The organism is Microbulbifer maximicatervae (SeqCode) (genome assembly GCF_052467825.1).
On the sequence record NZ_CP174327.1, the window covers coordinates 1,668,553 to 1,691,183 of the forward strand.

General features: G+C 52.6%; 12 protein-coding genes. 11 read left to right on the forward strand and 1 reads right to left on the reverse strand.

Annotated features, from left to right (window positions below; translation table 11 throughout):
• Nucleotides 1–3: 3 nt before the first annotated feature.
• Complete coding sequence (locus ACJJII_RS07530) at nt 4–6,270, forward strand: hybrid sensor histidine kinase/response regulator (protein ID WP_444918798.1); 6,267 nt, start codon at nt 4–6, stop codon at nt 6,268–6,270.
• Between the two features lie 35 nt (nt 6,271–6,305).
• The gene (locus tag ACJJII_RS07535) at nt 6,306–6,785 is read left to right on the forward strand and encodes a chemotaxis protein CheW (RefSeq protein WP_444918799.1); all 480 of its coding nucleotides are present in this window, start codon (nt 6,306–6,308) and stop codon (nt 6,783–6,785) included.
• Nucleotides 6,786–6,848: 63 nt separating this feature from the next.
• Here the strand turns inward: ACJJII_RS07535 and ACJJII_RS07540 are convergent, their stop codons facing one another.
• A complete protein-coding gene (locus ACJJII_RS07540) occupies nt 6,849–9,509 on the reverse strand; it encodes a penicillin-binding protein 1A (RefSeq protein WP_444918800.1) in 2,661 nt (886 codons plus the stop codon).
• A gap of 148 nt (nt 9,510–9,657) precedes the next feature.
• Here ACJJII_RS07540 and ACJJII_RS07545 point away from each other — a divergent pair, with 148 nt between their 5' ends.
• The 9 genes from ACJJII_RS07545 (at nt 9,658) to ACJJII_RS07585 (ending at nt 22,550) form a co-directional block, all read left to right on the forward strand.
• Nucleotides 9,658–10,734, forward strand: coding sequence for a pilus assembly protein PilM (locus ACJJII_RS07545; RefSeq protein ID WP_444918801.1), 1,077 nt, complete (start codon nt 9,658–9,660; stop codon nt 10,732–10,734).
• Between the two features lies 1 nt (nt 10,735).
• Nucleotides 10,736–11,308 carry a PilN domain-containing protein gene (locus tag ACJJII_RS07550; protein WP_444918803.1) on the forward strand — a complete coding sequence of 191 codons (573 nt, stop codon included), beginning with the start codon at nt 10,736–10,738 and terminating at the stop codon, nt 11,306–11,308.
• A gap of 15 nt (nt 11,309–11,323) precedes the next feature.
• A complete protein-coding gene (locus ACJJII_RS07555; RefSeq protein WP_444918804.1) occupies nt 11,324–11,944 on the forward strand; it encodes a type IV pilus inner membrane component PilO in 621 nt (206 codons plus the stop codon).
• Nucleotides 11,941–12,471, forward strand: a complete 531-nt coding sequence (locus ACJJII_RS07560; RefSeq protein WP_444918805.1) for a pilus assembly protein PilP — start codon at nt 11,941–11,943, stop codon at nt 12,469–12,471. Before ACJJII_RS07555 ends, ACJJII_RS07560 begins: the two co-directional genes overlap by 4 nt.
• On the forward strand, nt 12,471–14,645 hold the full coding sequence (locus tag ACJJII_RS07565; RefSeq protein WP_444918806.1) for a type IV pilus secretin PilQ: 2,175 nt from the start codon (nt 12,471–12,473) through the stop codon (nt 14,643–14,645). The genes ACJJII_RS07560 and ACJJII_RS07565 overlap by 1 nt, the downstream gene beginning before the upstream one ends.
• Entirely contained in the window at nt 14,645–15,166 is a 522-nt protein-coding gene (gene aroK / locus ACJJII_RS07570) for a shikimate kinase AroK (protein WP_444913413.1), read from the forward strand. The genes ACJJII_RS07565 and aroK overlap by 1 nt, the downstream gene beginning before the upstream one ends.
• A gap of 67 nt (nt 15,167–15,233) precedes the next feature.
• Entirely contained in the window at nt 15,234–16,319 is a 1,086-nt protein-coding gene (gene aroB, locus ACJJII_RS07575; protein ID WP_444918807.1) for a 3-dehydroquinate synthase, read from the forward strand.
• A gap of 343 nt (nt 16,320–16,662) precedes the next feature.
• A complete protein-coding gene (gene gltB, locus ACJJII_RS07580) occupies nt 16,663–21,111 on the forward strand; it encodes a glutamate synthase large subunit (RefSeq protein ID WP_444918808.1) in 4,449 nt (1,482 codons plus the stop codon).
• A 20-nt stretch (nt 21,112–21,131) separates the two neighbouring features.
• On the forward strand, nt 21,132–22,550 hold the full coding sequence (locus tag ACJJII_RS07585; RefSeq protein ID WP_282930294.1) for a glutamate synthase small subunit GltD family protein: 1,419 nt from the start codon (nt 21,132–21,134) through the stop codon (nt 22,548–22,550).
• Nucleotides 22,551–22,631: the final 81 nt, after the last annotated feature.

A 22,631-nucleotide genomic window follows, 5' to 3' on the forward strand; every position in this document is an offset into this window, starting at 1 on the left:
GGCGTGAGTCACGACAACCCGAACTTTATGGCCTTGGATTGGCTGATCGGTGAAATTAACGAGACTTTGGCGCAAGCGCGCCAATTTCTTGAGACGTTCGCTGTAGAACCCGATGCGGGTGCCTCTCTTCTGCAAAACAGCTTGTCGCTGGTGCACCAGGTGCACGGTAGCTTGCATATGGCACAGCTCAGTGGTGCCGCGATGTTAGCAGAAGAGATGGAGCAACTTATCCAGGCCCTGGCCACTGGTGCGGTTGAAAATACCGACGAGACGCGCGAATTTTTGATGCGCGCATTGCTGGAGTTGCCCCTTTACCTCGAAAAGGTTTCTTTTCAGCGTCGTGACAATGCCGTTCTCTTACTTCCCCTGATGAATGACTTGCGCGCAGTGCGCCGCGAGCGATTGATCAGTGAAGGAGCACTTTTCTCGCCAGAACTGTCTTCATTGGCAACGGTGATTGGAAAGCGCCAGCCCCTCGTCGCCGATAGCGCCCGCTTAAATGACCTGGTCACCAAGCTGCGCAAGATGTATCACGTAGCGGCTGCGGGTCTGATCCGGGATGTAAACAGCGGCGAAAGCCTGGCTTACCTCACCAAGATTATTGAAAAAATGCAGCTGCTTTACAGTGGCAGCTGCCGCCAATCCCTGTGGGAGGTACTGTTCGGTATTTTGGAGGCGCTCGGCGAGCACCGTATTAATGTACAGCCCGCACTGCGCCATCTATTGCGCAAGGTGGATATTGAATTCAGGCTGTTGCAGGGGCGTGGCGCAAAGGTATTGGATGCGCGCCTGGATCAGGACTTTCTGCGCAACCTACTTTTTTATGTCTACCTCGCCGGTCCGAATGGGCCGCACTGCGAGAAACTCTACCAGCGCTTCGCACTAGATAAGGCAGTTCCCGGTACACCTCGCCCGGATACTGAAGACGTATTGGCGATGGGGCCAGAAGCCTTAGGCAGTGCAATTGCTGCAGTGCGCGATGAACTGCAGTTGGTGCGTGAAGCACTGGAGCCCAGTACAACTGATACAGAACAACCCTCGCTGTCTGACACTGCCGCAGTGGCCAAGCGTCTCGCGGATACACTCGGTATTTTGGGATTGGAGGCGCAGCGGGTTCGCGCTCGCAGTGTCTACGAAGACCTTCGCGATGCTTCCCGTGGTACTGACGTTGAAGAGTACCTGATGCGTGCCGCCGGGGAATTGGTTCAGCTTGATTCAGCGCTTGCCGCCACCGTCGATCGCAATAAAAAAGTCGACGATGAGCAGCCCATTATGGGCGACGCCACTGACTCTGTATTACGCGAGGCCAGACTCGGTCTGGAAGCGGTAAAAGAAGCGGTCATGGAGTATGTGGCCAGCCATTGGGATATCAGTTACCTGAGTCGTGTGCCACAGCGTTTACAGGAAGTCTGTGGTGGTCTCGAAATGGTGGGTTACCAGCGAGCGGGTGAAATCATCTCCGCTTGCAACCGCTATATTGGCAGCTCCCTGATTGAGGCTGGAGAACAGCCCGAATGGACAATGCTGGATACTCTGGCAGATGCCATTACCAGTGTTGAATACTACCTGGAGCGTCGTGCGGAAGGTCTGGCTGATGCAGAAATGCTTTTGGCACTGGCTGAAGATAGCGTAGAGGCTTTGGGCGTTTCGCTGAAGATCGTCGACGAGAGTGAGGCCGACGCCAGTCTGGAAGCGCCCCCGATATCAGAACCCGAACTGCCAGATCTTATTGATTACGATTTAATCCCCGATGACGAAGCCACTGCGGTTTCTGACGAATCTCTGGACTCTCAAGCTGAAATAAATGCGGAAGAGTCATCTGCCATAACTTTGCAGCTGCCTGTCGATGAAGCAGATTCTGTTGTGGAGTCCGAGCTGGAAATCGATGGAGAGTCTGTTCCGGAGGAGTCTTGGTTCTCTGATGGGGCTCCTCAGGTTGAAGCTGCTCCGGTACTTGAAGTTGAAACTGGGATAGAGGCTCCTGAAGCTGAGGAAGCGCCTGCTGAGATTGCTGACTTCATTGAAGCTGCACCGATGGTAGAGTCTGCTGAGGTTGAGCCGGTTGCTGCAGTTGCAGAGGTCGCGGATACGACGGAGGAACTCGGTGATGACACTGAGAGCCTGATTGACGATGAAATTATCGAGATCTTCCTGGAAGAAGCCGGGGAAGTTCTTGCGCATATCAGTTGTTACTTCCCGGAGTGGGCTGCCAATTTTGCCAATCAGGATGCCCTGGTAGAGTTTCGTCGGGGCTTCCATACCCTGAAGGGGTCGGGCCGTATGGTCGAGGCCCTGGATATTGGTGAACTGGCCTGGTCTGTGGAGAATATGCTCAACCGGGTTATCGATGGCAGCGTGAAACCCGGGCCTGCCCATGTATACCTGATTGAGCAGGTGTATCAGAAGTTCCCCTCAATGATTGAGGCGTTTAAACACGGACAGAGCGACCCCGATCAGCAGCTTACCCTGCAGTTACAAGCTTGGGCTGAGCAGCTGAGTGCGGGAGAGATGCCCGCTGATCTGGAAGCCCAAAGTGCAGGCGGTGTCGCGGCAGTTGACGTTGTTGAGGACACCGGAGAAGACCTGGCTCAACTCTGGGAAATTTTTGCCCAGGAGGCAGAGACGCACCTCAATGTCGTAGATGAGTATTTGCAGGATATGCAGGCTGCCGCGCCTTTGTATGGTGTTCCCAGCGATCCAATGCACCGGGCACTCCACACACTTAAAGGCTCCGCACATATGGCGGAAGTCAAAGTGGTTGCCGAAATTATGGCGCCACTGGAGCGCTTCGCTAAAGAGCTGCGTATTTATCAGGTGCCTATCGATGCAGATATTTTTGATCTGATCAATGATAGCGCCACCTATGTGCGTGAAGTGCTGGAACAGATTCGCTCTTCAGAGCCTCTCGCAATAGAGAAATCGGAACAGTTCCTTGCTCGCGTTGCTGAATTGCAGGAGCGCTCTGTAGGCCACTTGATTCGCGAGCGCGAGGCGAATGAACCTCGCGCGGTCGATCCCCAGCTTCTCGAAGTCTTGATGGCTGATGGCATGCGGGTGCTACTTGATGCAGACCAAATGCTGACTGAGTGGCGCGCCGACCCGGCAGATAAAAGTCGTGTTGTATTGGTCGCTGACGAACTCAATGTTCTGCAGGAGGCGGCCAGCCGGGCGCAGTTGCCGATCCTGGCCGAGCTCGCTGAGCTGTTGCTGAATGTTTATCGCAAAGTCCTTGCTGGTGACCTTGAGCAGGAGCCCGCACTATGGGCCTCTCTTGAGCAGGGACACAACGAGTTGCTCGATTTAATCGATGCAGTAGCAGCAGCACAAGACCTCCCTGAAGTCAGCGAAGCTGTGGAAGAGGCGCTTCGCTACCTGGCTCAGGGTGAGGAAACCAGTTCATCAGCAGAAGATGACTACGACCTCGATGAACTGGGAATCGATAGCGAAGCACTGGCTATTGCCGAGCCTGAAGAGCAGGCGCCGGAGCCCACGGAAGTAACCGAGCTTTTGGTTTCAGAAGCATCCCCTGATGAGTGGATTGAGCCACCTGTATTACAGGTGTCGCACGATGGGGAATCTCTCGATGGCGAGGCTGAGGATTCGGAAATTCCTCAATTGCAGGCCATAGAAGTTGAGGCCGCCGTTGAGGACGTTTCTCAATTTGAAGAACCCTTCTCTGCACCTGAAGTTGAACCTGCTGGCGACCTGACTATCGAGCAACCGGGTAGCGAGGTGTCACCACAGGATTCCGCTCAATCAGTCGATTTACAGAAGTTGTTGGCAGACATTGATCCGGATGTTGTCGATGTCTTTATGGAGGAGGCGGGAGATCTTACCGATGAGCTGGAGGAACTGATCCAGAGTTGGGAAGAGCAGCCGGAAGGTCGCGAGCAAGGTGAGGCCCTGAAGCGTGTATTGCACACCTTTAAAGGTGGTGCACGTATGGCTGGCCTAATGGGGTTGGGTGAAGTAGCTCACCGTTTTGAAACGGTGATCGAAGGCATGCGCGACAACGATCGGCCCTCCGCAGATTTCTTCGCCAATGCCCATGGTATCCACGATCGTCTCGCCGATGGAGTAGAGACAGTTCGCGCGTGGATGGCTGGTGAACAGCTTGATGCTTTTGTACAGCTGGTCAGCACCGATTGGGCGGATCAGAAGCCGGCTAACTCGGCAGCTGCAGAAGCAGTTATTGAATCTGAAGTTTCAGACGAACAACCTCAAGAAACTGTTCTCGTAGCGGATGCGGAACAAGGTGATGAAGTCATTGCGGCCGAGAGTACTCAGCCGGATGCTGATGTAGTTGCTACGCAGCTGCCCGAGATCGCTGTAGGTCAGGAAAGCGATAACGTTTTGCCGTTTATCCGCAAGGCCGGTAATGCAGAGCAGGAGGTAGCGGCACCGACCCGGAACCAGCCCCAGGAGATGGTGCGTGTCGCTGCTGAACTTCTGGAGGAGTTGGTAAACCTCGCCGGTGAGACTGCAATTTCCCGTGGTCGTCTTGAAGAGCAGATGAGTGAGTTCGGTCTCGCCCTAGACGAGATGGATGTGACGCTGGTGCGTCTCAACGAACAGCTGCGCCGCCTGGACCGCGAGACCGAGGCTCAGATCCTGTTCCGCCAGGAGCAGTTGGCAGAACAGGACGGCGACTTCGATCCGCTGGAAATGGACCGTTACTCGTCTATTCAGCAGTTATCCCGTTCCCTGCTGGAGTCCACATCTGACTTGATGGAGCTGCGCTCCACTCTGAATAACAAGGCGCGGGATACAGAGACCCTGTTGCTCCAGCAGTCCCGAGTAAATACCGAATTGCAGGAAGGTCTGATGCGCAGCCGCATGGTACCTTTCTCCCGTCTGGTACCGCGCCTGCGTCGCATCGTGCGCCAAGTAAGTGCTGAGCTGGGCAAGCAGGTCGAGTTGGGATTCTCCAACGTTGAAGGCGAGCTGGACCGGTCCATGTTGGAGCGTATGGTTGCGCCACTGGAGCATATGCTGCGCAACGCTGTGGACCACGGCATTGAAATGCCAGAGGAGCGTTTGGCTGCCGGCAAGTCTGAGCGTGGGCGTATCGATGTGGCGCTGAAAAGGGAGGGCAGTGAAGTTGTCCTCACCATCCGCGATGATGGTGCCGGTGTCAATTTGATCCGGGTGCGTGAAAAGGCGGTGGAAAATGGCCTGATGAGGCCGGATGCTGAGCTCTCGAATAATGAGATTCTTCAGTTCATTCTGCAGGCCGGTTTTACCACTGCAGAAAAAGTTACCCAGATCTCTGGCCGGGGTGTGGGCATGGACGTTGTATCCGCCGAGCTGAAGCAGATCGGTGGCAGCGTCCATATCAACTCAGAGGCAGGCGCAGGAACAGAATTTGTCGTTCGTCTGCCGTTCACAGTTTCGGTTAACCGCGCTTTGATGGTGCGAATTGGCGATGACCTGTTTGCACTGCCGCTGAATACTATCGAAGGTATTGTGCGCCTCAGCCCATTTGAGCTGGAGCACTACTATCGCTCAGATGATGCGCGTTTCGAATACGCCGGAGAACTCTATCAGGTTAGCTATTTCGGTACTCTGCTGAAGTCTGGTGCTCAACCCAAGCTCAGTGTCGATGATATGCAACTGCCCGTTTTGTTGGTGCGCTCTGAAGGGCACGCTATGGCATTACAGGTGGATGCCATTAAGGGCAGCCGCGAGATTGTAGTGAAAAGCCTCGGCCCGCAGTTCTCCGGGGTTCAAGGGGTATCAGGTGCAACGGTAACTGGTGATGGTAGCGTCGTGGTGATTCTCGACGCTCACGCCCTGCTGCGTCGCCAGGCCACCCAGTTGGCAAGGCCGGAAGTACCACAGCTTCAAATTCAGGAAGAGTCTGAAGTGCAGTCCGAGCAGGAGGCGCGCCAGCAGACCGTTATGGTTGTGGACGACTCGGTTACAGTGCGCAAGGTAACGACACGCTTCCTGGAGCGAGAGGGCTATCTGGTTAGCACTGCAAAGGATGGTCAGGATGCTGTTATCCAGCTGCAGGATAAGATCCCGGATCTGATCTTGCTGGATATTGAGATGCCGCGTATGGACGGCTTCGAAGTTGCGCGCCATATTCGCTCCAGCAGCCGCCTGCGGGATATTCCTATCGTAATGATCACCTCGCGTACCGGTAATAAGCACCGCGATCACGCTATGTCCCTGGGAGTTAACCACTACCTGGGTAAGCCTTACCAGGAAGATGTACTGCTGGCGGCTATTCGTGAGTACGCGGATGCCGAAGCTGTCGGAAGCTGAGACGGCAAATATCAGGAATAATATAGAGATAGGCAATGAGTGAAGTTGAAGCGCTGCCGGTAGATGTCCCCCAGGAAGTGAGCAGCCTGTTATTGCCCCTTGAGCAGGGGCAGCTGCTGGTGCCGGTGGACAGCCTCTCAGAGGTTGTTGCAATGCAGACGCCGATGGAAGTTCAAGATGTACCCGAGTGGTATTTGGGAGATCTGATCTGGCGGGAACAGCGCCTGCCGGTGGTATCTTTTGAAGTGATGCGTGGTGGTGCCTTGGGAGCAGTTGCAGAAGAGGGGCGTATTGCGGTGCTGAGTACGGGAAATCCCGATGGTGAGCTGCCGTATTTTGCATTGCTCTTGCGCGGCACTCCGCGCCTGGTACGGGTTACCCCTGAGGAGTTGGCACTGCGAGAGCAGCCGCTAAGCCCTGGAGAGTTAATGCATGTGGCGCTTTCTGGTGAGGAGGCGGTTATTCCCGACCTGCAGGGATTAGAGAGGGCCTGCTTGCGCTATCGCAGTGACTGAGTTGTTTTGCAATGTATCACCAAAAAAGGGGCCTGAGGCCCCTTTTTTGATTGGGCTGTTCGCTTAGAACAGCTCTTCCGGTAAAGAATCCTCCCGGCCATCCTGGCTGGGCATATCCATATCTTCATCGGTGTAGCGATTGCGATATGGGTTATACACTTCGCGGCCGGGCACCCGGTTGGTCCTGAATATCTCAAACATGCCCCCGTAAGAGGTGCGCAAGCCATTTTGAGGGTTGATGCGTACCGTAACTATGCCATCTGGTTGAGCCAGGTGGCGCTCGGGAAGACCTTCGAGGGCACTGCTCATAAAATCGATCCAGATAGGTAGAGCGGCCGAGCCACCGTATTCATTTTTACCCAGTTCGCCATAGGAATCGAAGCCAACCCAGGCACTGGTAGCCAGGTAGGGGCTGTAACCTGAGAACCACGCATCCCGTGGACCATTGGTGGTACCGGTCTTTCCGGCAATATCACCGCGTTTCATCGCCAGAGCGCGGCGCCCAGTACCCTTTTTGATAACATCTTTAAGCATCGAATCCATTATGTATGCCGTCTCTGCGGACATGGCTCGCGGAGCGCGAGGACGCGCTTGGCTCTTGCTCGGGTCGAGGGGGCCAACGGGCAGTACGTGTAGTTCCGCTGGCTCTTCACCTTGATCGACCCCTTGTCCTTCCAGCTGTAATTCCGCGAGATCGACGGGTTCAGCGGACAGGGTTTCAGAGCCTGTGCCCGGCTCGGGACAGTTATCGCAGACCGTGAGAGGCAGTGCTTGATACAGGACTTCGCCATTAACATCCAATACCCGGTCAACCAGGTAGGGCTCCACTCGGTAGCCACCATTGGCGAAGGCGGCATAGCCTCGCACCATCTCCAGGGGCGTGAGAGCGGAGCTACCCAGGGCGATGGTCAGGTTGCGGGCAAGCTTGCTGCGCTCAAACCCAAAGCCTTCGACAAAGCCTAGGGCGTAGTCCAGTCCTAGGGATTGCAGCAACCGGATTGAGACCATATTGCGGGACTTGTACAAAGCCATACGCAGGCGAGTTGGGCCGAGGAAGGTCCCCCCGTCATTTTCAGGCCGCCATACATCTTGTAGGTTGGTTTCCTCAAAGATAATCGGGGCATCATTGATAATGCTGGCCGCTGTATATCCGCGCTCGATCGCGGAGGCGTAAATAAAGGGCTTGAAACTGGAGCCAGGTTGCCGGGCTGCCTGAGTGGCCCGATTGAAGTGGCTCTGGCGGAAGTCATAACCACCGACAAGGGCGCGGATAGCCCCATCTTCCGGCTCAATAGAGACCAGAGCGCCCTGAGCTTCGGGGACCTGGGCTAGAACCCACTCCTCGGTCACCTGGGGTTCGGCAGGCTCGATATCACCGCCCTCGGGATCCGCAAATGGATCGGCTTGAAGAGGCTCATCTGCAGCGGTGGCGATCATCTCGCTACTGGAGTTGCTCTCTTTCTTTTCCTTAACGACCTTGCGCAGCCGAATAACATCCCCGGGAGCAAACATTTTTTCAGCGGATTGAAGGCGTGCTCCCCGGGCGCTCTCAGAAATATAGGGCCTGATAGAACTAAGCCCATTGCTCCAAGGCAATTCAATTACGCGCCGATCTCTCAGTTGAACTTGAAGTTTCTTGGGTTCTACTGCAGTGACAACGCCGGGTTCCAGACCACCGAGAATCGGAATTTCGTTGAGTAAATCGATAAGTTGGTCGCTATCTTGCAGCAATTCCGGTGCTAGACGCTGCTCTGGGCCACGATAGCCGTGGCGCGCATCATAGGTTTCCAGACCGTGCTGAAGCGCATTGCGAGCCGACTCCTGCAGGCGACTGTCTACCGTTGTTATGACCTGGTAGCCATCGGTATAAGCGTTGTCGCCAAAGAGGTCTACTGCCTCCTTCCGTGCCATCTCGGCAATATAGGGTGCATCCAGGTCGAGGTCGCGGCTGTGATAGCTGGCTGTTACTGGCGCAGTAATAGATTGGTTATATTGATCTTGGTTGATATAGCCGAGATCGAGCATCCGCATCAGGATCCAGTTGCGGCGCACCAAGGCTCGGGAGGGGTTGGCGAGAGGGTTGAAGGTTGATGGCGCTTTGGGGAGTCCCGCCATCATAGCCCACTGGGCCAGATTCAGATCCTTGATATCTTTGCCGTAATAGACCTGAGCTGCAGCCTGGAAACCATAGGCACGGTTTCCCAGGAAGATCTTATTGATGTAAAGGGCTAGGATCTCGTCCTTGGTCAGCTCCTGCTCGATTTGCAGCGATAGCAAAATTTCATTGAACTTGCGCACAAAACGCTGTTCCCGGCTGAGAAAGAAGTTGCGCGCCACCTGCATTGTCAGTGTACTACCACCAGACTGGATAGAGCCGGTCTTAATCAGCTGCGAGGCCGCCCGCATCAAACCTTTGATGGAAACACCATTGTGGGAGTAAAAGCTTGCATCCTCAGCGGCGAGGATCGCTTTGATAAAGGGTTCTGGCGTTTGCTCGATCGTGATAGGGTTGCGCCGCTTTTCACCGAACTCACCGATCAGTTTCATATCCCGTGAGTAGACCCTCAGAGGGGTCTGTAAGCGGATATCGCGGAGGCTCTCCACCGAGGGCAACCCCGGTTTGAGGTAGAGATAGATACTGGCCAGCGCCATTGCTGTAGCGGCTACACCGGCAAGGCCGAGCCAAAGCAGTGCGAGCAGACGATTGCGGGCTTTTACGGTCATGAAACTGCTTCTGTGTACTTCATCAAAGTGATTAGGTGAATAATTATACGAATATTGTGCGCTATTACCTATGCAAATGCAGGTTGAAGCGTTAATTTAAAGTGCTATAACATCAAACCCTCATAACCCACGGAAAAGATAAGAAAAAATGGGAATTTTCCCTTTTCTGAGTAAAGGCCCCAAGGCCATGTTGGGACTCGATATTAGCTCTACTGCGGTCAAGTTGCTGGAGCTAAGTCGCAACGGCGACAAATATCGTGTCGAAAGTTACGCCGTGGAACCTCTCCCACCCAATGCTGTAGTTGATAAGAATATCAATGATGTGGGGGCGACGGCCGAGGCTATTCGCAAAGTTGTACGACGCTCCAAGACGCGCTTACGCGAAGCTGCCGTTGCTGTGTCTGGATCAGCGGTGATCACCAAGACCCTCGAAATGCCGGCGGACCTTACTGATGATGATCTAGAGTCTCAGATTGCTGCTGAAGCTGACCAGTATATCCCTTACCCGCTGGAAGAGGTCAGCCTAGACTTTGAGGTGCAGGGGCCTTCTGAAAAGGGCGAGGGCCAAATGGAGGTATTACTTGCTGCTTGCCGTACAGAGAACATTGATCAACGAATTTCAGCGCTTGGAGAAGCTGAATTGAAGCCCGGAGTAGTTGATGTTGAAGCGTACGCCATAGAGCGCGCTTATACTCTTTTAGAGGGGCAGCTTCCACCGCAAGAAGAGCTAGTAGTCGCTGTTGTTGATATTGGCTCAACAATGAGTGCGCTATCTGTGCTGGTGGATGGCAAGACAGTGTATACCCGAGAGCAGCTTTTTGGCGGGCGACAGCTTACTGATGAAATTCAGCGTCGTTATGGTCTCTCAGCAGAAGAGGCAGCTTTGGCAAAGCGTCAAGGTGGTAGTGGATTACCTGATGACTATTTTACAGAGGTGTTGGAGCCCTTCCGTGATGCTGTTGTCCAGCAAGTAACTCGTTCTCTACAATTCTTTTACTCTTCAACTTCATATAGCGATGTGGATTATATCCTTCTGGGAGGTGGTGTTGCTGCCATGGAAGGCATTGGTGAGTTAGTTGGCGAAAAATTGAGTAGGCCCACTCTAGTAGCTAATCCATTTTTAACGATGAGTGTTTCTTCCAAAGTTAACCAGAAAGCGTTGATGGGTGAGGCGCCATCTTTATTGATCGCTACAGGTTTGGCTATGAGGGAGAGGGACTACTAACATGGCGAAAATTAACCTTCTACCTTGGCGTCAGGAATACCGTGCACAAAAGCATAAGGAATTTTTGCAGGTAGCTCTGCTGGTATTTATTGCAGCGGTTGTCATAGCCTTTGTTTGGATGAAAATGGTAGATCAACAGGTCATTAATCAAAAAGAGCGAAACCAGATTCTTCAGACCAAAATTAACGCTCTTAATGTTCAGGTAAGAGAAATTAAGGAGCTAAAGAAACGCCGCCAAGAACTGATTGACCGCATGAGAGTGATACAAGAATTACAGGGTAATCGCCCTCTTTCAGTGCGTTACTTTGATGAGTTGGTACAGGCGACCCCAGAAGGGGTGTGGCTTAGTGATATGAAACGAGAGGGAAATAGATTAAATCTAACAGGCGTTGCCGAATCTAATAATCGGGTTTCCTCTTTCATGCGTAATCTTGATCAATCGGACTGGTATGAATCTCCAAACCTTACTGGAGTAACAGCAACACCGCAATTTGGTGATCAAGCAAGCGAGTTTAGGCTTACGGTGAATGTTAGTGAGCGAAAGCAAGACGCTAGTGAAAATAGTGCAAAATAGTTAAGGATTTTGATCATGGCACTGGCTGACTCGGTAGCACGGATTAATGAACTTAATATCAATGATATTGAACTCTCGCGGATAGGTGTTTGGCCTTTACCCGGCCGTCTAGCTGTATTGGCTCTGGCCGCCATAATAATCATCGGTGGCGGGTATTACTTTTTTGTAAAAGATTTATACAAAAAATTTGATTTTGAAGTTAGGAAAGAGCGAGAACTTTTTACTCAGTTTGAAAGAAAGCAATTTCAAGCATCAAATCTTGATGCGTATAGAGCTCAGCTGATTGAGATGGAAGAAACTTTTGGCGCTTTGTTAAAGCAATTGCCAAAAGATACTGAAGTTCCTGGTTTGCTCGAAGATATTGATGAGTATGGCCGTGGCGCAGGATTGACAATTAATAAAGTTGCTTTGCTCAAAGAGCGGGTAGGTGAGTTTTATGTAGAGTTACCGATTCGAATTGAGGTCGAAGGTGGTTATCATGAATTTGGAGCTTTTGTAAGCGGCATTGCTGGAATGCCTCGAATAGTGACCTTACATAACTTTAACATTGTAGGTAATCGCGGTGACAAGGGGCTTCTAAAAATGACAATCAGTGCGAAAACCTATCGCTATAAAAACCAAGGGGAAGAGGGATGACAAAATATCTGTATTTTGTAATACCCTTAATACTTCTGTCAGGGTGTGGTTTGAATTCCGATCATACTGATCTGAAGAGCAAAATGCGTGATGTTGAAAGGCAACCAAAAGGACAGATTGAGCCAATACCCACCTTCACCCCATATAGCCCATATGTTTATAGCGCTGCTGCGCTACGTAGTCCATTTACTCGTCCAGTAATTGAGTCAGAGCAGCGTATTGTAGGCCGTAGGCTCGATATTGCACCTGATCTAGCTCGTCAGAGAGAATTGCTTGAAGGTGTTAGCATAGATATGTTGTCAATGGTTGGCAGCCTTTCTCGAGAAGGGCAAATGTGGGCGTTGATTAATGATGGAGCCGGTGGAATCCATCGTATTACAGTAGGTAATTATTTAGGTAAAAACCACGGCCGTGTGGTTAACGCGACAAGCTCACAGCTCGATATTCTTGAAATTGTACCGGATGGCACTGGCGGCTGGATTGAGAGGCCACGGGCACTGGTGTTGGAAGAGAGGGACAATAGATAATGAACCAAAAACAGTTCGCCAATGTGATGGCTCGATTCCAACTTTTAATATTTGGGCTGCTAATATTGCCAGTTTTTGCAGTAGCTCAGGTCAATGAACTTAATGACATACAGTTTTCTGAGTTGCCAGGCGGCCGAGTACAACTACGCTTGAGTTTTAGCGATCTTCCTCCGGAACCAACAGGTTATACAATAGAACAACCAGCCCGAATCATCTTAGATTTTGCTGGTGTGCAGAGTGTTTTACCTCAGAAAAAATATTCTCTAGGTATTGGTTCAGCTAGAAGTGCTGTAATTGTTTCAAGTGAAGACCGTACACGTTTAATAGTGAATCTTGACCAGCTTCCGGTTTACTCCAGTGAACTAAAGGGAAATCAGCTTGTTATGGAGATCGGTTCTGGTTCTTCTGACAGTGCTGTGTCTATACCCAAGGATGTTAAGCACGATAGTGGCTTGAAGCATGGCAGAGAAGAGCAGTTTCAAACCTCCGGAAATATTGCAGTCAATAATGTTGATTTTCGACGTGGTGATGAAGGAGAAGGAAAGGTCATTGTTAGCCTTACTGATCCGGCGGTGAATATCGACGTTGAACGTACTAACGGTAAAATTTATCTAACTTTCTTAGGGGCGGATTTACCAGAAGCTTTACGCCAGCGGCTGGATGTGACTGATTTTGCAACTCCTGTAAGTAATATCACTGTGGACTTTGATGGGCGTAATACGGTAATTGCTGTAGATCCAAATGATACAGAATATGACTATTTGGCCTATCAAGCTGACACTGAATATGTGCTTAGTGTGAAACCCTTGTCTGCGCAAGAAATTCGTGAGAAAGAAAAGGAGTTTCAATTCAATGGAAAGAAATTGTCACTTAATTTTCAAGATATAGAGGTTCGCTCTGTATTGCAGGTGATAGCTGACTTCACGGATCTTAATTTGGTTGCAAGTGATACTGTGCAAGGTCGAATAACTCTTCGGCTCGATGGTGTTCCGTGGGATCAAGCGTTAGCTCTCATCCTGAAAGCAAAGGGCTTAGATAAGCGCCAGGAGGGTAGCGTTATAATGGTTGCTCCTGCTGCTGAAATCGCTGAGAGGGAACGCCAAGAACTGGAGACACGTAAGCAGTTAGAAGAGTTAGCTCCATTGCGTACAGAGTTTATTAGCGTACGCTATGCAGATGCTGGCGAGTTATTTGCACTTTTCTCTGGTGGAAGTAACAGCGGAGCTAGCCAGGGGGGGCTTGCTGGCGGAAACTCAGGCAACTCGAATAATCCAACTATTTTATCATCTCGCGGTAGTGCAATTGTTGATGAGCGAACCAATACAATTATCCTTACTGATACAGAAGAGAAGATTGCTCAGTTCCGTGAGTTGATAGAAGTAATTGATATCCCAATTCGTCAGGTAATGATCGAAGCTCGTATAGTAAATGCCAATAGTGATTTTCAAAGAGAGTTGGGAGTAAAGTGGGATTTTGTCAATGGCACTGAGATCAATGACAGTACTTATGGCACTGCTGGCGGAGGCGTCTCTCTAGATGAGGACCCCTTGGGTAATTTAGCTGTGACAGATTATGACCCATTAATGGTTGATCTTGGAGTGAGTAACCCTGTAGGTAGTATCGCGTATGCAATTTTAAAAAATGATTTTTACCTTGGGTTGGAACTTTCTGCATTGGAAGATACGGGCATGGCTGAGATCGTGTCACAACCAAAAGTAGTTACAGGTGATAAGCAGGAGGCTATTATTCAATCTGGTGTAGAAATTCCCTATCAGGAAACGACATCTTCCGGGGCTGCCTCGATTACATTTCGTGAAGCGGTACTTGAATTAAATGTTACACCGCAAATTACCCCAGATAACAATATTATTATGTCACTTAATATTGAGCAGAATAGTATTGGCGAGTATGTAAGTGTTGGGCAGGGGGAAGTCCCTTCTATCAATGTCAATACTTTGACCACCAAAGTGCTAGTTCGTAATGGTGAAACAATCGTCTTAGGTGGTATTTTTGAAAGTACTGCTGTAGAAGGTGAAACAAAAGTGCCGCTGTTAGGTGATATTCCCTACCTGGGCAACTTGTTCAAAAAGACTATACGCACGGACGATAAACGTGAGATCCTGATGTTTATCACACCGCGTATTCTTGAAGATGAGGCTTTTTACTCTAAGTGATCACCCGCTCTATTTTCCTGGTCGGCCCCATGGGGGCCGGCAAGTCTACTATCGGCAGGTTGTTGGCAGCGCAATTGCAGCTGCCTTTTGCCGATACCGACAAAGTGCTGGAAGAGCGCACTGGTGCGGATATTCCCTGGATTTTTGATGTGGAAGGCGAAGCGGGATTTCGCCGCCGTGAGACTGAAATATTGGAAGAGCTCTGCCAGGGTGAGTGCCAGGTTATTGGTACCGGTGGTGGAATAGTTTTGCTCGAGGAGAATCGACGCCAGCTACAAAAATATGGCCATGTAGTTTATTTGCAGGCCAATATCGATCAGCTTCTGGAACGCACTTCAAAGAATACCAATCGCCCGTTGCTTCGTGTACCCAACCCCCGTCAGCGTATTGCGGAAATTTTGCAGGAACGCGAGCCTCTGTATCGTGAGGTTGCAGATATTATTTGCGACACCAATGACCTCTCCCCCAAACAAGCATCCCTCCTGGTCACAGAACACTTAGGCAGCCTGCTGTCCGATTAGTCCCAAGCGTCTGTGCTAAAGTGCGTCTCACTTCTGTTGAGATAAGCACTAGGGGATTGAGAGCAGTATGCAAAGCCTTAACGTAGAACTCGGCGAGCGTAGTTATCCGATAATTATTGGTTCAGGTTTGCTCGGTGACCCGCAATATATCCTCCCTTACATTAAAGGCCGGCAAGTTTGCATTGTTACCAATGAAACTATTGCTCCTCTTTATTTGGCGACATTATTGGAAGGGCTAAAAGGGCTCGATAAAGTGGATGTTGTCAAGCTTCCCGATGGTGAAGCTTTTAAATCACTCGACACAGTGAATCGAATTTTTGATGTGCTGCTGGAAAAGCGTCACAACCGCACTACGACACTAATCGCGTTGGGCGGTGGTGTCGTTGGAGATATGTGCGGTTTTGCTGCAGCCTGTTATCAGCGCGGGGTTAACTTTATTCAGGTACCGACTACCCTGTTGTCTTTGGTTGACTCCTCTGTTGGGGGAAAGACCGGCGTTAACCATCCCCTTGGTAAAAATATGATTGGCGCCTTCCACCAGCCCCGCCTTGTCCTTGCGGATACCGATACCCTTGCCACATTGCCTGCACGTGAATTTTCCGCAGGCCTCGCCGAGGTCATTAAATACGGATTGATCTGTGACAGCCCTTTCTTCGAATGGATCGAGGAGAATTTACAAAAGTTATTAACGAGGGAGCCCGCAGCACTGGCTTACGCTATTGAGCGCTGCTGCGCCGACAAGGCGGATGTTGTTGCCAGTGATGAGCGCGAGAGTGGTCGTAGGGCGATACTGAATCTTGGCCACACCTTCGGCCACGCCATTGAGGCAGTGCAGGGGTATGGCAGCTGGTTACACGGTGAGGCCGTTGCCGCCGGCATGATTATGGCGCTGGAGTTATCCAGATTGCGCGGAGATATCGATGCAGAGCTGGTGGAACGGTTGCGAGTGATGCTAAAGGCGGCTGATTTGCCGCAGCAGGCACCGCAAGGTATGACAACCGATGAATTCCTCCAAGTAATGCAAGTGGATAAGAAGGTGCTGGACGGAAAATTGCGTTTGGTACTGCTAAAGGCGCTGGGAGAAGCAATTATTGTCGATGATGCCCCCAGAAAAATGATTATAAATGCACTGAAAAACTGTGGTGCCGAGTGATAACCCTGCTCTTATTGTCTTAAAAATAGGATTGGGTACCAGAAAGGTTAGTTGTTAGAAGATAAGTTTGGTTTTGTTTGATTTGACAGACTAATACACTGCTAAAAGTTGAAAATGTAGTGTTGGACAAGTAATATTGCGCCCCCCCGAAAGGAAAGGCGGGGCAAAAAACCGCCAATAACAACAAAAAAAGCCCCAGCAGAGGGCTTTTTTTATCTCGGGATCTTTTTCCAAGGGACCGCAGGAGAGCGTAGCGCGAAGCTTAAAGTGACATTCGCCCATAACAGGCACTTCTTTTTTTTAAGCGCCAGTGGTCCCCCAATCGATAGCGACGAGGAATTCTATGGGTAGCAGTCTGTATCAGTTGGATGAGTTTAAGGACAACTGCGGTTTTGGTCTGATCGCTCATTTGCACGGTGTGGCAAGTCACAAGTTAGTGCAGACGGCCATTGAATCCCTCACTTGCATGACCCACCGGGGCGGTATTGCCGCCGATGGTAAAACCGGTGATGGTTGCGGTCTTTTGCTGCAAAAGCCGGATGCTTTCCTCCGCGTAGAAGCCAAGACCCTGTTTGGTGCTGAGCTGACAGCAACCTACGCAGTGGGATCAATCATGCTCCCACTAGATCAAGCCGAGGCCGATAAAGCCCGCAAAATTCTCGAAACTGAGTTGCAAGCTCAGGGCCTAAAGACCGTCGGCTGGCGCACCGTACCGACTAACCCGGAATGCCTGGGCCCTATTGCCCGGGATTGCCTGCCGCACTTTGAGCAACTGCTGATCAACGATGCGGACGAGCCCCTCGGCGAGGCGAAATTCAATGCCCGTCTCTATGTGGCCCGTCGCAAAGCCGAGTTGCGCTTAAGTAGCGAAGTCTATATCGCGAGCCTTTCAACCAGTGTTCTCTCCTACAAAGGCCTGATGATTCCGGCTGATCTGCCCAAGTTTTTCCCAGAACTGGCCGACCCGCGCCTGGAAACCGCGATCTGTGTTTTCCACCAGCGCTTCTCTACCAATACCATGCCCCGCTGGCCCCTGGCTCAGCCATTCCGCTTGCTGGCACACAATGGCGAGATCAACACTATTACCGGCAATCGCAACTGGTCTGTTGCCCGCACCAGTAAATTTGCCACTGACCTGATTCCAGAGCTGAATGAGCTGGTGCCCCTGGTTAACCGTGAGGGTTCCGATTCCTCCAGCCTGGACAACATGCTGGAGATGCTGTTGGCGGGCGGCATGGAGCTGCACCGGGCCGTGCGCATGCTAGTGCCGCCGGCCTGGCAAAATGTTGAAGGAATGGATGCGGACCTCCGCGCTTTTTACGAATATATCTCCATGCATATGGAGCCCTGGGATGGGCCGGCTGGATTGGTGATGACGGATGGCCGCTATGCCGTGTGTACCCTGGACCGCAACGGCTTGCGCCCCTCACGCTGGGTGATTACCAAGGATGACCTGATCACTGTGGCTTCCGAGGTGGGCGTGTACGACTATGCCCCTGAAGATGTTGTGGCTAAGGGCCGCCTTGGACCGGGGCAGATGCTGTCGGTGGACACCCAAGAGGGCAAGCTCTACCACACCGCTGACATCGATAATATGCTCAAGCGGGCACAGCCCTATAAGCGTTGGCTCAAGGATAAGGCACGCCGTATCCGCTCTACTTTGGTTACTGCGCCGGTGGACAACAACTTCTCCCACCAGCAATTCAAGGTCTACCAAAAGCTGTTCAGTTCCTCCCTGGAAGAGCGCGACAAAGTCGTCCGGCCCATGGCTGAAGCGGGGCAGGAAGCAGTCGGTTCAATGGGCGATGATACGCCGATGGCGGTTTTGTCCCGTTACAACCGCTCGCTCTACGACTACTTCCGCCAGCAGTTTGCCCAGGTAACCAACCCGCCAATTGACCCCCTGCGGGAAACTGTGGTGATGTCCCTGGAAACCTGCCTGGGTCGAGAGAAATCCGTATTTGAGGAAACTCCAGAGCACGCGGACCGGGTAATCCTGTCTTCGCCAGTACTTTCCCATATGAAGTACACGGCACTCTTATCCCTTGATCGCCCGGGCTTCGAAGCGGAGATCTTCGACCTGAACTACGACCCCGCTGAACAGGACCTCAAGTCGGCGATTGAACAGCTCTGCGCCAAAGTTGAGGCCTCAGTGCGGGCGGGGGCTGTGATTGTAGTACTGTCCGATCGCGATATTCGAGAGGGGCACTTGCCAATCGATGCGCTCCTGGCGACGGGCGCGGTGCACCACCACCTGGTACATGCGGGCTTGCGCTGTGACTCCAATGTTGTGGTGGATACCGCCAGTGCCCGCGATGCACATCAGTTGGCCTGTTTGGTCGGCGTCGGTGCCACCGCAGTACACCCGTATTTCTCCTACAGCATTATCAATCACCTGATCGATACCGGTGAATTGCTGCTGGATGCCGCTGAGGCGCAGAAAAATTATCGCAACGGCATTATCAAGGGCTTGTTAAAGATCCTGTCCAAGATGGGCATTTCCACCGTTGCCTCTTATCGCGGCGCACTGCTGTTCGAGCTGGTGGGTATTTCCAGGGATGTGGTGGATCTGTGTTTCCCCGGAGCGCCCACTCGCATCGAAGGTGCCGGCTTCCCCGAGCTGCAAGCCGATATGGCGGCCCGTGCCGATATAGCCTGGAAAGCCCGTAAGCCTGTCTCCCCCGGCGGCCTGCACAAGTTTGTCTACGGCCAGGAGTATCACGCTTTTAACCCGGATGTGGTGACCACCCTGCGGCGCGCTGCCAGCACTGGTGACTATGCCGCGTGGCGGGACTATGCGGAGCTGGTTAACCAGCGCCCCGTGGCGACATTGCGGGACATGCTGGACTTCAAGGAGAACATCGAACAGGTAGCTCTGGAAGATGTGGAGCCGGCAGAGCAGATTTTGCGTCGCTTTGATACGGCGGCCATGTCCCTGGGGGCCCTGTCCCCCGAAGCCCATGAATCCCTGGCCCAAGCGATGAATCGCCTGGGTGGGCGTTCAAACAGTGGCGAGGGCGGTGAAGATCCTGCCCGTTTTGGCACTGATAAAGTCTCCAAGATTAAGCAAATTGCCTCCGGTCGTTTTGGCGTAACACCGCACTACCTGGTAAATGCAGAGGTATTGCAAATTAAGGTAGCCCAGGGCGCCAAGCCCGGTGAAGGCGGTCAGTTGCCCGGTGGCAAGGTCAACGAACTGATCGCGCGGCTGCGCTATTCGGTGCCCGGCGTGACCCTGATTTCCCCGCCGCCACATCACGATATCTATTCCATCGAGGATTTGGCGCAGCTGATCTACGACCTCAAACAGGTCAATCCCGATGCTTTGGTCTCGGTAAAACTGGTATCGCGGCCCGGGGTTGGCACCATTGCCGCAGGTGTTGCCAAAGCCTATGCGGATTTGATCACCATCTCCGGCTACGACGGCGGCACAGCGGCCAGCCCAATAACCTCGATTCGCTATGCCGGGTCGCCCTGGGAGCTGGGGTTGGCGGAAACCCACCAGACCCTGCGTGCCAATGATCTGCGGGGCAAGGTTCGGGTACAAACTGATGGCGGTCTGAAAACCGGCCTCGATGTGATCAAGGCGGCAATTCTCGGTGCCGAGAGCTTCGGCTTTGGAACGGCACCCATGGTGGCGATCGGCTGTAAGTATCTGCGCATCTGTCACTTGAATAACTGTGCCACCGGTATCGCCACCCAGAAGAAGGACCTGCGTGACGAGCACTATATCGGCACCGCAGAAATGGCGATGAACTTCTTCCGTTTTGTCGCCGAGGAGACCCGCGAGTGGATGGCCAAGCTCGGGGTGCGCAGCCTAGAAGAGTTGGTGGGGCGTGTGGACTTACTGCGCGTGCTGGATGGCGAAACTGACAAGCAGAAAAAGCTGGATCTCGCGCCTCTGTTGCATACGGATGAGCTGTTGGACAGCAAGCCGCAAACCTGTCAGTCCGCGACGAATGATCCCTGGGATAAGGGTGAACTGGCGGAGCGGATGGTGGCGGATATCCTGCCTACCATCGAAGGCTTTAAAGGTGGCGAGTTCAGCTACGACGTGACCAACTGTGACCGATCCCTGGGGGCGCGCCTGTCTGGTGAGATCGCCAAGCGCTACGGTAACCAGGGCATGGTTGAAGCTCCGGTGAAACTGCGCCTCAAAGGGGTCGCCGGCCAGTCATTCGGTGTGTGGAATGCCGGTGGTTTGGATATGTATCTGGATGGCGATGCCAACGACTATGTGGGTAAGGGCATGGCCGGCGGCAAGCTGGTTATACGACCGCCGCAAGGTAGCTCATTCGCCTCCCAGGAAACCAGTATTGTCGGCAATACCTGTCTCTACGGTGCCACTGGCGGCAAGTTATTTGCGGCGGGCTGTGCCGGTGAGCGCTTCGCCGTGCGTAACTCCGGTGCCTTTGCGGTAGTCGAAGGGGCTGGAGATCACTGCTGTGAATATATGACCGGGGGTATGGTCGCGGTTCTCGGGCGCACCGGATTTAACTTCGGCGCCGGTATGACCGGTGGTTTCGCCTATGTCCTGGATATGGAGCGGGATTTCTTCGATCGCTGCAACCATGAGTTGATCGAGCTGCGCCGAATCAGCAGCGAAATTCTCGAGCCACACCAGAGTCACCTGCGCGAAGTTATCGAAGAGTATGCGGCGGAGACCCAGAGCGCCTGGGGCGCCGAGTTATTGGATAACTTCGATGATTACTTGAGCCGTTTCTGGCTGGTTAAACCAAAGGCGGCGAGCCTTGCAGATCTTCTTTCCGACGTGCGCAAGCGCGGCGAATAAAGGCGGGGTGGAGAAACAGTATGAAAGACAGACTGAACAACGACTTCCAGTTTATCGACGTAAGTCGCATCGATCCGCCGAAGAAGGACATCATCACCCGCACCGGCGAGTTTGTTGAAATTTATGAGCCTTTCAGTGAGCGGCAGGTGGCCAGCCAGGCGCACCGCTGCTTGGATTGTGGCAACCCCTATTGCGAATGGAAGTGCCCAGTACACAACTACATCCCAAACTGGTTGAAGCTGATCAGTGAGGGCAATGTTATTGAGGCAGCTGAACTCTGCCACGAAACCAATACTCTGCCGGAAGTCTGTGGCCGGGTGTGTCCCCAGGACCGCCTCTGTGAGGGCGCATGTACCCTCAATGATGGCTTTGGTGCGGTCACCATAGGCAATGCGGAAAAGTATATTACTGATACAGCCTTCGCCCTGGGTTGGCGCCCGGACTTAAGTCATGTTGAGAAAACGGGCAAGCGAGTAGCGGTGATTGGTGCCGGCCCGGCGGGTCTGGGCTGCGCTGATATTTTGGTGCGCAACGGCGTGCAGCCGGTGGTGTTCGACAAGCACCCGGAAATTGGCGGCCTGATTACTTTTGGTATTCCCGAGTTCAAGCTGGAGAAGTCGGTAATGCAGCAGCGCCGGGAAGTGTTTACTGAGATGGGCGTTGAGTTCTGTCTCAATACTGAAGTAGGTAAGGACATCAGTTTTGAGCAGCTGCTCAATGACTACGATGCTGTCTTTATGGGGATGGGCACTTACAACTACATGAGGGGCGGCTTCCCTGGTGAAGATCTGCCCGGTGTTCACGATGCTTTGCCATTCCTGATTGCCAACGTAAATCGCAATATGGGCTGGGAGCGCGATGCTTCCGAATTTGTTTCGGTTGAGGGCAAGCGCGTGGTGGTTCTCGGCGGTGGTGATACCGCCATGGACTGTAACCGCAGCTCGATTCGATTGGGCGCTAAGAGCGTAACCTGTGCCTACCGCCGCGATGAAGAAAATATGCCCGGCTCACGTCGGGAAGTGGCCAATGCCAAGGAAGAGGGCGTACAGTTCCTGTTCAATCGCCAGCCGGTTGAGATCGTTGGGGATGGCAAGGTGGCCGGGGTTAAAGTGGTCACTACGGAGCTCGGTGAGCCCGATGAAAACGGCCGCCGTCGCCCTCAGGTGGTGCCCGGTTCTGAAGAAATTATCCCGGCGGATATCGTTCTGGTGGCCTTTGGATTCCGTCCCAGCCCGGCGGAGTGGTTTCCGCAGCACAATATTGAAGTTGCCGACTGGGGTGGCGTCGTCGCTCCAGAAAAACAAAAATACAAATTCCAGACCTCCAATGAGAAGGTGTTTGCCGGCGGCGATATGGTGCGCGGCTCCGACCTGGTAGTGACCGCTATCTGGGAAGGGCGCCAGGCCGGTGAAGGTATTCTCGATTACCTGGATATTTAATCGTTTCTGATTTGCAGTGGGGGCACGGTCCCTCACTGCCCAATTATTCCGTGCACATTTGTGCCAGTCCCAATAGGCACC

What these genes read in the sequence shown, in the direction of transcription:
- ACJJII_RS07550 (WP_444918803.1), top strand. Translation starts at nt 10,736, where the DNA reads ATGGCGAAAATTAACCTTCTACCTTGGCGTCAGGAATACCGTGCACAA.
- gltB (WP_444918808.1), top strand. Translation starts at nt 16,663, where the DNA reads ATGGGTAGCAGTCTGTATCAGTTGGATGAGTTTAAGGACAACTGCGGT.
- aroB (WP_444918807.1), top strand. Translation starts at nt 15,234, where the DNA reads ATGCAAAGCCTTAACGTAGAACTCGGCGAGCGTAGTTATCCGATAATT.
- ACJJII_RS07555 (WP_444918804.1), top strand. Translation starts at nt 11,324, where the DNA reads ATGGCACTGGCTGACTCGGTAGCACGGATTAATGAACTTAATATCAAT.
- ACJJII_RS07535 (WP_444918799.1), top strand. Translation starts at nt 6,306, where the DNA reads ATGAGTGAAGTTGAAGCGCTGCCGGTAGATGTCCCCCAGGAAGTGAGC.
- ACJJII_RS07565 (WP_444918806.1), top strand. Translation starts at nt 12,471, where the DNA reads ATGAACCAAAAACAGTTCGCCAATGTGATGGCTCGATTCCAACTTTTA.
- ACJJII_RS07585 (WP_282930294.1), top strand. Translation starts at nt 21,132, where the DNA reads ATGAAAGACAGACTGAACAACGACTTCCAGTTTATCGACGTAAGTCGC.
- ACJJII_RS07540 (WP_444918800.1), bottom strand. Translation starts at nt 9,509, where the DNA reads ATGACCGTAAAAGCCCGCAATCGTCTGCTCGCACTGCTTTGGCTCGGC.
- ACJJII_RS07545 (WP_444918801.1), top strand. Translation starts at nt 9,658, where the DNA reads ATGGGAATTTTCCCTTTTCTGAGTAAAGGCCCCAAGGCCATGTTGGGA.
- ACJJII_RS07560 (WP_444918805.1), top strand. Translation starts at nt 11,941, where the DNA reads ATGACAAAATATCTGTATTTTGTAATACCCTTAATACTTCTGTCAGGG.